The sequence below is a fragment of the Coleofasciculus sp. genome (genome assembly GCF_046565525.1).
GTDB lineage: Bacteria > Cyanobacteriota > Cyanobacteriia > Cyanobacteriales > Coleofasciculaceae > Coleofasciculus.
The window spans coordinates 1-12730 of the sequence record NZ_JBKHUP010000012.1; the positions used below are offsets into that span (position 1 = coordinate 1).

Annotated in this window: 12 protein-coding genes; 5 read left to right on the top strand and 7 right to left on the bottom strand. The window is 46.9% G+C overall.

Annotated features, from left to right (window positions below; genetic code table 11):
* Positions 1–165: 165 nt before the first annotated feature.
* A complete protein-coding gene (locus ACLGGO_RS06225; protein WP_446418652.1) occupies positions 166–2286 on the top strand; it encodes a tetratricopeptide repeat protein in 2121 nt (706 codons plus the stop codon).
* Positions 2287–2541: 255 nt separating this feature from the next.
* On the top strand, positions 2542–3291 hold the full coding sequence (locus ACLGGO_RS06230; protein ID WP_446364784.1) for a response regulator transcription factor: 750 nt from the start codon (positions 2542–2544) through the stop codon (positions 3289–3291).
* Between the two features lie 185 nt (positions 3292–3476).
* On the opposite strand, the gene ACLGGO_RS06235 is transcribed toward ACLGGO_RS06230, so the two are convergent.
* Positions 3477–4460 (bottom strand): hypothetical protein, encoded by a 984-nt coding sequence (locus ACLGGO_RS06235; RefSeq protein ID WP_446418653.1) that lies wholly within the window; start codon positions 4458–4460, stop codon positions 3477–3479.
* A gap of 340 nt (positions 4461–4800) precedes the next feature.
* Positions 4801–5232: a nucleoside deaminase gene (locus ACLGGO_RS06240; protein WP_446335152.1), complete on the bottom strand. Its 432-nt coding sequence runs from the start codon at positions 5230–5232 to the stop codon at positions 4801–4803.
* A gap of 243 nt (positions 5233–5475) precedes the next feature.
* Here ACLGGO_RS06240 and ACLGGO_RS06245 point away from each other — a divergent pair, with 243 nt between their 5' ends.
* Entirely contained in the window at positions 5476–6399 is a 924-nt protein-coding gene (locus tag ACLGGO_RS06245) for an N-acetylmuramoyl-L-alanine amidase (RefSeq protein ID WP_446418654.1), read from the top strand.
* A gap of 42 nt (positions 6400–6441) precedes the next feature.
* Here the strand turns inward: ACLGGO_RS06245 and ACLGGO_RS06250 are convergent, their stop codons facing one another.
* From ACLGGO_RS06250 to ACLGGO_RS06260, 3 genes are all read right to left on the bottom strand, one after another.
* Positions 6442–8244 (bottom strand): protein kinase domain-containing protein, encoded by a 1803-nt coding sequence (locus ACLGGO_RS06250; RefSeq protein WP_446418655.1) that lies wholly within the window; start codon positions 8242–8244, stop codon positions 6442–6444.
* Positions 8245–8332: 88 nt separating this feature from the next.
* Positions 8333–8872 carry a GIY-YIG nuclease family protein gene (locus ACLGGO_RS06255; RefSeq protein WP_446418656.1) on the bottom strand — a complete coding sequence of 180 codons (540 nt, stop codon included), beginning with the start codon at positions 8870–8872 and terminating at the stop codon, positions 8333–8335.
* Between the two features lie 9 nt (positions 8873–8881).
* Positions 8882–9208 (bottom strand): hypothetical protein, encoded by a 327-nt coding sequence (locus ACLGGO_RS06260; RefSeq protein ID WP_446335148.1) that lies wholly within the window; start codon positions 9206–9208, stop codon positions 8882–8884.
* Between the two features lie 81 nt (positions 9209–9289).
* On the opposite strand from ACLGGO_RS06260, the gene ACLGGO_RS06265 reads away from it, so the two are divergent.
* The gene (locus ACLGGO_RS06265) at positions 9290–9505 is read left to right on the top strand and encodes a hypothetical protein (RefSeq protein WP_446335147.1); all 216 of its coding nucleotides are present in this window, start codon (positions 9290–9292) and stop codon (positions 9503–9505) included.
* Positions 9506–9688: 183 nt separating this feature from the next.
* Here the strand turns inward: ACLGGO_RS06265 and ACLGGO_RS06270 are convergent, their stop codons facing one another.
* Positions 9689–11401 carry an ABC-ATPase domain-containing protein gene (locus tag ACLGGO_RS06270; protein ID WP_446418657.1) on the bottom strand — a complete coding sequence of 571 codons (1713 nt, stop codon included), beginning with the start codon at positions 11399–11401 and terminating at the stop codon, positions 9689–9691.
* A gap of 599 nt (positions 11402–12000) precedes the next feature.
* Positions 12001–12477: a DUF924 family protein gene (locus ACLGGO_RS06275; protein ID WP_446418658.1), complete on the bottom strand. Its 477-nt coding sequence runs from the start codon at positions 12475–12477 to the stop codon at positions 12001–12003.
* A 22-nt stretch (positions 12478–12499) separates the two neighbouring features.
* Between ACLGGO_RS06275 and ACLGGO_RS06280 the strand changes: the two genes are divergently transcribed.
* Complete coding sequence (locus ACLGGO_RS06280; protein WP_446335533.1) at positions 12500–12703, top strand: DUF751 domain-containing protein; 204 nt, start codon at positions 12500–12502, stop codon at positions 12701–12703.
* Positions 12704–12730: the final 27 nt, after the last annotated feature.

The following is a 12730-nucleotide window of genomic DNA, read 5'->3' on the forward strand; positions in this document are numbered from 1 at the left end:
TGGAGGGGGAAACTCCAAAAAGTAAGGTTACTCGTAGAGCCAGGAAACCCCGTCAGTGATGATGGGAATCCCCACCCTCAGCAGATCCTTCGCCGGCTCAGGAGGGTGGGGAGGATGTCAAATCATTACTGCACAGCAATGCTGGGATTAGCTTGGTGAAACCAGATGAACTTGGCTCTCGGACAAACAATCGGTGGACGCTATAATATCATTCGACAACTGGGACAAGGTGGGTTTGGCGCAACGTTTGTCGCCCACGATCAACACTTACCCAGCGATCGCAATTGTGTGGTGAAGCAACTCAAACCCCAAGCGACTGACCCGTTTACCTTACAGACGGCGCGGCGTTTGTTTGAAACGGAAGCCAAAATCCTGCATCAGTTGGGACATCACAACCAAATTCCCCAGCTATTTGCCTATTTTGAAGAGAGTCAAGAGTTCTATTTGGTGCAGGAACTGATTGAAGGGGATGATCTGAGTCAGGAATTGACGCCGGGAACGTCGTTGTCACAAGTGCAGGTTATTGAGCTGTTGCAGGAAATCCTGACTATATTAGCTTATGTCCATCAGCATCATGTCATTCACCGAGATATTAATCCCCACAACCTGATCCGGCGTAAATCCGATGGCAAGTTAGTTTTAATTGATTTTGGCGCGGTTAAACAAGTTAGCACTCAGATAGTGCAGGGACAATCCTCTATCTTTACAGTAGCGATTGGTACGCCGGGATATCGACCCAGTGAACAAGCGAATGGGAATCCCCGTTTGAGTAGTGATATCTATGCAGTAGGGATTGTGGGGATTCAGGCTTTAACGGGTGCAGTACCTCAGGAACTCCCAATTGATCCAGACAGTGGGGAAATTTGCTGGCGCGATCGCACCTCAGTTAGCCCAGAGTTGGCTAAAGTCCTGGATCAAATGATCCGCTACGATTTTCGCGAACGCTATCCCTCAGCGGAGGCGGCTCTGCAGGCGTTAGAGGATCTAACTCAACCCACGAGGGCGACGGTGGCTTTAGGTACCAATTCCCCATCCTCACCGCCTGTTAATCAATCCTCTAAACGGAACAAACCGATTGTAGTTGTCCTATTAATTGCCCTGGCGGTAATTGCTGGTGGGGGAGGGGCGACAGTAGCGATGATCAACTGGATTAATTCTACCAATGCAACCCAATCCTATAACCGAGGCGAAACGCTGCTGGAGTTGAGGCGGTATGAAGACGCCCTCAGCGCCTATAATCGTGCGGTTGAACTGCAACCCGACTATGGTGAAGCATGGCTAGGTCAAGGAGAGGCGCTTTTGGCATTGGGTAAACCTGAGGCGGCGTTGGATGCTTATGATAAAGCCATTCAAATTCAGCGCGAGTATCCAGAGGCTTGGAAAGGACGAGGAGAGGCGTTAGCCACATTGCAGCGTTATGAAGAAGCGATTAGTGCGTTTGATCAGGTGACGAAACTGCAACCAGAGGATGTGGAAACCTGGGAACGTCGCGGGATTGTGCAGATGAAGTTACAGCGCTATTCGGCTGCGATCGCATCTTACGATAAAGCCTTAGAGATTCTACCCAATTATGCCTCAGCCTGGTATCGGCGAGGCTGGGCATTTCATAATTTACAACAGTACGAAGAGGCGATTAAATCTTATGACAAAGCGGTGGAACATAAGCCCGATTCTGCCGAATTCTGGTATCAACGGGGTAATGCTTTTGTCAATTTAAACAAATACCGCGAAGCCGTGGACTCCTACCAGAAAGCGGTTCAGTTCCAGCCGGATTTTTACCGAGCATGGTACAGTCAGGGCAGTATTTTAAATAATTTAAACCAGTATCAAGAGGCTTTAGCCGCCTTTGACCAAGCGGTGAAACTCCAGCCTAATAACTATGAAGCGTTGTATGGTCGGGCTTGGGCTTTGCATAAATTGGAGCGTTATCAGGAAGCTTTAACGGCTTACGAGAGGGTGATTAAAGTCAAACCCAATTCTGATCAAGCTTGGTATAACCGGGGTAATGTCTTCTATACATTACAACAATACCAAGACGCGATCGCAGCATACAACCAAGCTGTTGCCCATAAGCGCAGCCATTACCAAGCCTGGAATAGTCGCGCCAATGCCCTAGTTAACCTGAAGCGATATAGTGAAGCCTTGACGTCTTATGAAAACGCTTTGACCTATAAACCTGATTACAAAGAGGCAAAGCAGGGGAAAGACCAAACTCAGCGTCAACTTGAGGAGTTGAAAAATCAATCGTATCAGGAGTCATCTGACGAAGACGACAAAAAGAGATAAGTCAGGCTGTACCCACCCGTCAAATGTTTTCAGACGCTTCTGGCATCACCTTTGGACTACTGCTCCCCCTGTCCCCCTCTTTCAAGCTGGGCAAAGCTAACCTGCCATTATACCTGATTTCCCCCAAACATTCAGTAAATCTCTATTTTCTTCAGAAATAGTTTAGAATCAGCGCTTATAATCGGTACAGTATTCTTAGTTTCCTGTGACAGTTCTTATCCAAGCTTAACAAGTCCTATTAGTAACCCCTTAGTGATGCCTCGAATACTATTAATCGATGACGACCCTGCAATCTCAGAACTTGTCTCCATTAACCTAGAAATGGCAGGTTACGAAGTTCACCAAGCGCCAGATGGGATCAAAGGTCAGGCGCTAGCGCTGCAACTCCAGCCAGACCTGATTATACTAGACCTGATGCTCCCTCGAGTCGATGGCTTTACCGTTTGCCAACGGTTGCGTCGAGATGAACGCACCACGGATATTCCCGTGTTGATGTTGACGGCGTTGGGTCAAACTCAGGATAAGGTGGAAGGCTTCAATGCCGGTGCGGACGATTATCTAACCAAACCCTTTGAACTCGAAGAAATGCTAGCACGGGTACGCGCCTTACTGCGACGCACTGATCGCATCCCCCAAGCCGCTAAGCATACGGAAATCCTTAACTATGGTCCTTTGACCCTGATTCCAGAACGCTTTGAGACGATTTGGTTTAATCAGACGGTGAAATTAACCCACCTGGAATTTGAACTGCTACACTGCTTGTTGCAGCGTCATGGTCAAACGGTTTCTCCCAGTGAAATTCTCAAAGAAGTCTGGGGATATGATCCAGATGACGATATTGAAACCATTCGCGTCCATGTTCGCCACCTGAGAACCAAACTCGAACCTGATCCCCGTCATCCCAAATATATTAAAACAGTATACGGTGCGGGATACTGCCTCGAGTTACCGAGTAGTGAAGAAACCGCCGAGGTGGGATCATCGAACTCAGCGAAATCGGAATAGATTGAGTTTTGAGTTTTGACGTATAAGCTGTTCGGCATTTAAACCTTAATGTCAATAATGGCGAAATCCTTGTAATGCGAGCATCTTGCTCGCTACTAATACCCAATTTAAATGCATAACAGCTTACCCAAAAAAAGGGGGGGTATTGACTATTTAATTTACCCAAAAAAAGGGGGGGGTATCGACTATTTAATTACTGCATGAGGGTGTTCCGACCAAGACTGAACTACCTTGAGTGATGTTGAATGGCGCGGCTGGGTTGCATGTCCCTGAGACTGAGCCGTTTTTTGAACTGCCTGTAGTTCGGCTTGCATGACAATCATCTGAGACATTATGTTCTGCAGTTGAACCTGAAGTTGCTCAACCTCAGACTCGGTAGGTTGGGTAACATTTGCCGATGGGACAGATGTTTTTGTCTGATAACCTAAGAAGCTTTGAGCTGAGGCAAATTTCGCCGATGCTGTTTGAGAGCTAACTGGATGAGTGGTAGCGGGTTGGGTGTAGAAGGGTTGTGTGGTGATGATGAAAGGGTTACTCATCTGGAGTTTTTGGGATTTCACCACAGCATGTGTTGGTGCGGGTTCCGGTTTAACAGTTTCCTCAACCAGGTGTTGAACTTCGTGATCAGAAGGCTGAACTATTTCCAGTTCCGGTTTAACGGTTTCTTCAACCAGGTGTTGAACTTCGTGATCACAAAGCTGAACTATTTCCGGTTCCGGTTTAACGGTTTCTTCAACCAGGTGTTGAACTTCGTGATCAGAAGGCTGGGCTAATTCCTGTTCGAGTTCTTGCTCTAAAAAGTTATTGAGTCCAGCCGCTGCGAGTCGAGATTTAGAAAGTTTCAGATCTTCTAAAAGTTGTTCTTTTTCTTTAAGATTTCGCTCTAAATCCGAAAGCTGTTCTTCGGCGTGAGCCGACTTTCGAGAAGACTGAAGCCAGCCAGTTACGGCTACCGTAGCAATTCCCGTACCTACACCCAAAACACTTGCCAATCCTAGGTAAGGAGTAGCAATATCCCGGAGTTGTCCATGATGTACAGGCTCTCCCTGAAATTGGATCGTGACCTCTTTATCTCCGAAGAATGCTAGGGGTAAGGTCAAAACTGAGAACACGGCTGTCGAAAGTATTATCGGCGTAAAGAGAAATTTTCGTAAAGGAGAGCCAGTCATGATTGATAATTCCTAGTGATAATTTCCAGTATCAGTCGTATTACACAAGGCGTCTTTCTCAAATTTCACCAAATTGCAAATTGCCGATGCTGATTAAGCCATTTGGCAGGAGAGATTGCTTGGGTGTGAATCGATTGCCTTAGCTTATTTACCAGATTAGCGAATCGTCCATCAAGTCCAGATAAAGTCACAGAAAAACCTAGTGAAGTTCTGGTGAATTTTCGTTAACCAGTTATTTGTCATTCGTTTATGTCATTTATTTACACCCTTAACCCTCTACTCCTGTGCTCCTGTGAACCCAGGAACATCGTACTCTGGCTAGGGTAAGCGTGGGATGAGGTTAAACGCCAATATCTTCATTCCAGAGCGTTGGGTTCTTTTGAATAAAGTCGCTCATCATCTGTTGGCATTCCTCTAGATTCCAATCAACAACCTCCACGCCATGGGATTCCATAAATTCTCTGGCACCGGCAAAGGTTTTAGACTCCCCAGCAATAACTTTTTTAATGCCAAATTGCACCACAGCCCCGGCGCAGAGGTAGCACGGCATTAATGTGGAGTAAAGGATTGTGTCGTTATACTTACCGATTCTGCCAGCATGGCGCAGGCAATCAATTTCGGCGTGGGTAACAGGATCATCATCCTGAACGCGCTTATTATATCCCCGACCAATAATCTGACCGTCTTTGACTAAGACAGAACCAATGGGAATTCCTCCTTCCCGAAGTCCCTGTTGGGCTTGGGCGATCGCGGCTGCCATAAACTCATCCATAATCTTGCTATCCTAGAATTCTCCAAATTTCTCGCTAAATAGTACGTCTGTAGAATTTTCTCCGGAGCAGGTTATCGGGATTGGGGAGATGGAGAAAGACATTCTGAACCGCTATTGCCGATTTCACAAAAGGAACAAAAGGGTGGTGGGGATGTCAACCCCTAGTACATCGGTTCAGTCATCGGTCATCATCATAGTTGCTGTGAATTAACATCTCATCACCAATGGGAGTCAAAGATTAGGATGAAATACGGAATTGATATCGGACATAATTGCCCTCCAGATACTGGTGCTAGCAATATCGGCAAAGAAGATGATATGACCAAGGCGGTAGGGACGAGAGTGATCTCGAAGCTCAAATCCCTGAATCATCAAGTGGTAGACTGTACACCTAGTCGCGCTTCGAGTGTGAGCAACTCTTTACAACAACGGTGTAATACGGCGAATACCAATCGTGTCGATCGATTTGTATCCATTCATTTTAATGCCTTTAACGGCAAAGCTAAAGGCGCAGAAGTCTTTGCCGTGAGCAATACGGGGAAGGACATGGCTAAGCCGATCTTAGATAATATTGTTGAGCTAGGGTACTTCAATCGCGGGATTAAAGATGGTTCCCATTTGTACGTTCTCCGGAATACCGCAATGCCAGCGATTCTAGTTGAATGCTGTTTCTGCGATAATCAAGAGGACATGGATCGCTACGATGCCGAAGCCGTGGCAAATGCAATTGTCAAAGGATTAACTGGACAAACCGCATCACCGACGATTCCCCTTTCCCAAAATCCAATTGTTGACCTTCAAAAAGCCTTAAATCGACTCAAAATCAGAAGTCCCAAAGGTACACCATTAAAAGAAGATGGTTCCAACGAAGCGGATACTACAGCAGCACTTAAAACCTTTCAGGCGATCGTTGGTGTCACACCCACAGGTACTGCCGATGCTAAAACCTGGCAGATCATTACTCAAATCTTAGCCATGCCAGTCCTGCGAGAAAACCATGCCACAGGTTCTGTCGTCAAATATCTGCAACGTCGTATCGGGACGACACCCGATGGAATATATGGTCCGGGGACAGCCGCCGCCGTTGCCCGATTCCAACGGCAACAAGGGATCACGGCTGATGGCATAATCGGTTCCCAAAGTTGGAGCAAATTACTGGCTGATTGAGTCAACCCGTCGAGAGTAGGGGTTTGGTAACCAAACCCTTACTTAATGCAAATCGGCTTCCCACACTCCAATATAAATGCGATCGCGCTCATTGCGTTCAATCAACCCTTTCAAGGGAGAACCGTTGCTGCTGGTAAAACGATAGCGATTGGATTGACGCTGATAAACCTGGGTTAGTCCTTGGCGAATCTCTGGTGAGAGATTGCGACTGAGCATTTTATCTAAGGTGTCTGCCATGGTTTCTAATCCCACAGATTGGGCAAATGCCGCCTCAGTTTGGCGCAAACGTTTAGTATCGCGGTCAAACAGATAACCGAGACTGACGCGATCGCCAATAAAGTCTTCATAAGTCAATGCCTGGGTATTGTACCATAAACCTTTGGAAAGCTGGGTTGGCGTGCCTAAGGCGGCTTCCACCACTTTTCGAGGCGTTCCTGGGGTAAATCCGGGAATTTTGTCCGATAGAGGTGGTTTAGGGGTGTGGTTTTCGGGCGCAGGTGAGGGTGTCGGTGAGGGTGTCGGTATGGGGGTTGGGGAAGCAACAGGAGACACAGAAGGAGAGGGGAAGGGTAAGACTAAGGGTTCAGAGGCAAACGGCGTGGGGAGATCGGGAGAAGGCAGGAATTCTGGAGATTCTTGGATACGGAATGTGGGATCAGGTGGGGACAGGGGTGTGGGCGATTCTGGACTCACCAGTTTTGGGGAAGGAGTTGGCAGAGGTAAAGGTGTGGTTGTCGCTGTAGTTGAGGGCAAAGGGGTACTTCCAGAAGAGGCGGATACGGACTCTGGGGGTGGCTGTACGCGACTTGAGGGTTCTAGAATACGATTTAAACCCCAACCAATAGCCATAGCACTCAGGAGTAAGCCGCCAGCGATTAAACCGCCGAAGCGCCGAGAGGGGTGTCCCTCGTCTGTTGACAGGGGTTTTCTGCGGATGGGAACGGTTGGCGGAACCGCCGATTTACTTGCAGGGGGTACATCTGTGCGAGAAAGGGATAACGTGGCTGTCGCGATCGTTGTCGGATGGGCACTCAAGGCTTCCAGCATTTCCTTCGCATCCGCAAAGCGATCGCGCGGATGGAAGCGAATCGCCCGATCAATCACGGTGGCTAAATGAGAGTGACAATTCGGTGCATCCCGACGCCATAAAATTTCGCCGCTGCGGGTATCAGTTTCTAAGGTTTGCGGTAATTTGCCCGTTAGCAAAAATACCGCAATTAATCCCAAACTATACAGATCACTAGCATAGCGAGGGCGTCCTGCCGCTTGTTCGGCTGCCATAAACCCAGGTGTGCCAATGACTATCGATGGGGTGGCGTTGGCTTGAGAATGAACAACGGTTTTAATCGCTTCTTTAACAGCACCAAAGTCAATCAGGACAGGTAATCCGTCTCGCTGTCGCACAATGACATTATCCGGTTTAATATCACGGTGAACGATGTGGCAACTGTGGACATAATCCAGTACAGGCAACAGACTCAACAAAATTGCCTTGACTTGACTATCATTGAGCTGACCTTCCCGTTCTACAATTTGAGTCAGGGTATCCCCTTCAATCCATTCCTGAACTAAGTAAAATTGTCCAGATTCGGAAAAATAAGCAAATAATCGGGGAATTTGAGAGTTATTTTCACCTAACTCTTCTAAAACCGCTGCTTCCCGCTGAAATCGCTCTTGTGCTTGCTGATAGCTCTGGGGATCATGAGTCATGAATTTAAGCTGCTTAATCACACACTTACGTCCCGAAGGCATGTAAGTATCTTCAGCGAGAAAGGTATTCCCAAACCCACCTGCCCCCAGCGTCTGGAGGATGCGATAGCGATTATTGAGCAGCGTTGGCATCATGAGCGATTTAGTCAAGCTGTTTATGAATTATGAATATAAGTTGTGACCGCAAAACAAACAAGTTCATTTCTGCCTTCCTTAATGACTTTTATTTTAAATCCAGTAATCCCTGCTCTTTTAATTTGGGGTTGAAACGAATCTCATCTTGCACACCACGAGCCTTTAATTGTTCTAAAATTTCCGCTTCGACTCGCCGTGCTATTTTCTTTAATAGCTTAATTTGCCCTAATTCTTCACTCTTGTTATAGGTTAATTTATCCTCATCCGTCATCGTCTTTTTAGCATCAATAGGATGATTCCAAATGGCTTCATCTCCACCATTTCCTGGCGGGATTTCCCCATTTTCTTCAATCCAAGCCTTGCGGATTGTTTCCAAGCGAGTGCGATTGGGGCGCTCAATGGTTTCCACTTTCAACCAATAGCAGAATTGAGGTTTACGGACTAAATGTTGTTTTAAGCTGACATAAATATCGCGAGAATAGTTGACCAGTTGCAGGGTTTTCTCCTGGTCAAAAATGGCATAGACGCCGATTTTTCCGGATAAAGATTCCGGGAGATTACCCCCCTCGTCCAGATAGGGGATATATTCTAAGTCAGAGAGAGCAGGAATTGGCGTTTCAGAACTCATCAGCAATAATTAGGCTATTTTTCGATAAATCGCGCAGAGGCGGCTGGGGTTAAAGATTTTGGCTTTGAACATGAAATTGGGAGGGACATTTATAATTGCATAATCGTCAGATTCGTGATACTGTTCAAACTCCCGTGGCATACCTTTGGGAGTCCCTTCGCTGTAGGGGACAGGTTGAAACAGTAACTCGGTGAATTCCAAATCTTGACAGTGCAGTTGTCCCGCGACTTGCTGGCGGAAGGCTTCACCGTTCAACAAGTTAAATAGATGGTTCTGGGCGTCTGGTTCGAGGACAAAGCTGCCATCAAAATTGTTAACAATTTTTAAGCTAGCCATAGTTTGACAGAATTAGGAGCAAGTTGACGACTGGGATGATTATACCGCACAAGTATAGCTTTCTTAGCCATAGCAGTATGAATGTTTAATGCTTTGCTACACAAGGGTTTAGAGTCTCTGAGTAAAGGACGGAATTTATCCCAATCGAATGGGATAAATCTTTTACCTGAAGCCCAAGAACAAATTTTAGAAGAAGCCGATGAGTTGCTAAACGTTTTACCTTTTCCCCATAAACAACGATTAAAAACTTTTTTAGAACGGATTCGAGATTGTTTCCAGTATTTATCTGGGAAATAAATGATTGAAAAGAGTGCTTTGCGCCGCTAGTATGGGAGGCAGAGCCTCAAGCTGACTTTTCACAGTATTTATGTGGCGCAACGTGAGTGTTAATTGTGTAGGGGATCACTTTCACCACTATCTTTTCGGTGGCAACCCGATGTAACTCGCGCCCGCCCCGACTCAGACGAGTGGGAGAGGATGTTAAGGATGCTCCCGTATTTGCAAAGTCCGCAGTCGATTTAACGCTGCTGCTAACTCAAATCGCCGGAATAAAACTAAGTCTCCTTCGGGTAAATTCCCCAGCAAATCTAATCCCTGAGACTCAATATCTGCCATCATCCGATTTAGTACTTCGGTAACTGTATTGCGCCCATTAATATAGTGTCGCTTGGCATAAACAATCGCCTCAGCAATTGCTCGTAATTGCCCTTTTTCGACAATCTGTTCAACGGCGGCTAAATCGATTTCCTCTTTGCCAAATACAACTTCATCCACATCTCGCACTTTCAGTTTAACGTCTCGTGAACCGCGACTGGGGTCAATGCTTTCGGGTAACGGAATACGCGGCGCAATATCGCCAAACTCCTTTCCGCCTTCGGGAATCCGTTCCGTCTGATACTGCTGAGCGATCGCGCGGGCTTTTTCGGTAACATCGTAGGGCTGGAAGTTATCCATGGCGATGACGGTATCGGCGACATCAAAGTAATCACCACTACCGCCCATGACTAAAATTGTGGATACCCCATAATCGGTGTAGAGTTGGCGTATCTTATCGATAAACGGCGTAATCGGTTCCTTATATTTGGCAATCAACTGCTGCATCCGATGATCGCGAATCATAAAGTTTGTCGCCGCCGTATCCTCATCCACCAGTAATAACTGGGTATTGGCTTCCAACGCTTCAATAATATTCGCCGCCTGGGAGGTACTCCCACTCGCATTGGCGGTGGAAAATTGACGAGTAGACCGACCTTGGGGTAATTGGTTAATAAACGGCGAAATATCTACACTGGCAATACTACGACCATCTTCTGCCCGAATCTTCACCGCTGAGGCTTGAGTCACCACAAATTCCCGTCCATCCCCAGGAATGTGATTATAGACCCCAACCTCTAGCGATCGCAAGACGGTAGATTTGCCATGATAGCCACCCCCGACGATTAAGGTAACGCCGGCGGGAATCCCCATCCCCGTTACCTCACCTCGATTCGGACAATTAAAAGTTTCCCGTAATGTCTCTGGGGATTGGAAAGGTAAAGCATTTTCATCTAACGGGCGATCATCCACACCACTGCGTCGGGGTAGAATCGCATCATCAGCAATAAATGCGACTAAATTCCGTTCGGTTAACTGTTGACGCAGCCCGTCTGCATCTTCAACGGTTTCAACGTGCTGTTTAATCTCTATTGCATCCAGAGACTCGTACTTAAGCGCTTGATCAACAATCTCAGGAATATCATCACACAACATTTCCGCCGCCTGACGCCCAGAGATGCGCCTTCCCCGTGCAGGTAATCCGACGACGAAGCGAACTTCTATGAGTTCATCGTTGACAAATACAGCCGTTCGCTCGATTACCGATTGTCCCACAGACATAATCGCAATCCTCCCACTATTCCCCGTTCCCCGGTGGGAACTAAACTCTCGCGCCACTAAATCAAACTGGCGTGTCAGGTAATCCCGTAAGGCGATTTCTCGACTACGACTTTGGTAAAGGGTTCTGGGAAACTCCGCTACAGCTTGAGACAGTTGCACTCGGACATGACTAGGACTGGCAAAGGGATCACCTTGGACGCGATCGATAATTAAGGTGAAATCAGAAAAGTGATAGCGTCCTTTGATATCCTTGTAGGCTTTGTAGCTCTTGTCGTCAAGTTGGAGTAGAAGTTGGCGTAGTTTCTCGCGATTACTCATAATGTAGCAATAAGTTGGGTAATAGCTATTTTCAGACTACTACCAAATCTGAGCGTCTCGTGGTTTGGCTGCATTGAGTTGACGTTCTCAGGTGGAAGTTAGAGCCATTGGCGATATCCAGGGAACATGGCAATAGGCTTCGGTTAAGGAGAGCAAAGGGGGTCAATCTGTAGTGACGACTTGTCTATTACCAGATCCCCGACTTCTTCAAGAAGTCAGGGATCTAACTATAACTGATTAGATTAACCACACAGGCTAGATGACGCATCGCTTACCGACGGCGCTCGCTCCAATTTCCCCTATAAACCTCACCATTCGCATAAGTTAGGACACCAACACCTCCAGGCATACATGGCAAAACTAGCACTAGACGCCATCAGTAGGGTTAGCCCTAGTCGTTTTAAAGGCAGTTGCTTTAACATAAGTTACCTCGATAAATGACCCTTTCACTGGTTACTCTGGAAATATGGCTGCCTTCTACGCACCAGGAAAAAAACTTTACAAAGGGCGATGGAATCAGTTTTTGGGCTGATGTTGTTCTCCCCTAAAATTTGACAAAAAGTCTCTCAAGCATTGGAGTAGAGGGCGAGCTGAGTAAATTAAGTGGATTCGAGTGGTTCATTATGGGGTTCACCCCCACAACACCCATCGTCAAAACGAGGAACCCGGTTGTTTAAGAAACACCACTTCTTCTGGTGTGCTAAGTTCTCACTATGTTCATAGGGCATATAAATAAACCAGCGTTGCACAGAGATCAAGGTTTGGTCAAACCCTTGTGATACCGCATGTTGGGCGGCGGCTAACGCTTGAGAGTCAGTGGCAAAGGCTTGGGGTTGACCGCGAAACATATTGCGGGGAAACTGATCCAGCAGTAAAATCAGCGCCAGACAAGTATGGGGAGATTCCTGCCAATGGTTGAGTTGACCCGCCGCCGCTTGTTGATAATCCTCCAAAAAGCGCGATCGCACCTCTTCGTCAAAGCCGGGATTTTTGGTAAACCAAGCCTGACGGGGCTTCCGATAAGCTGGGTCATCGGGCGTTCCAAACCAAAATGCTAAAATTTCGTCATTTGTCATTTAAAGATAGTAGCAAGTTGCAATGAAAGACTTTTTACAAAATATTAGCCGTTACCCCCGTTACTTGATTAGCATAACCTTGGGCATCTTCTTTGCCCTATTTGAGCGCTTTAAGCCGGTATTGAGTAATCCCGTGAGTGCGATCGCGCTGGTGGGTTTGGTGGTGGGGACGTTTTTATTCCTGGCTTTCACCCTGCGTGCCATGCTAGGACTGAACCCAGTTTAGCGGGTCAGTATGTCACAAGATACCTCC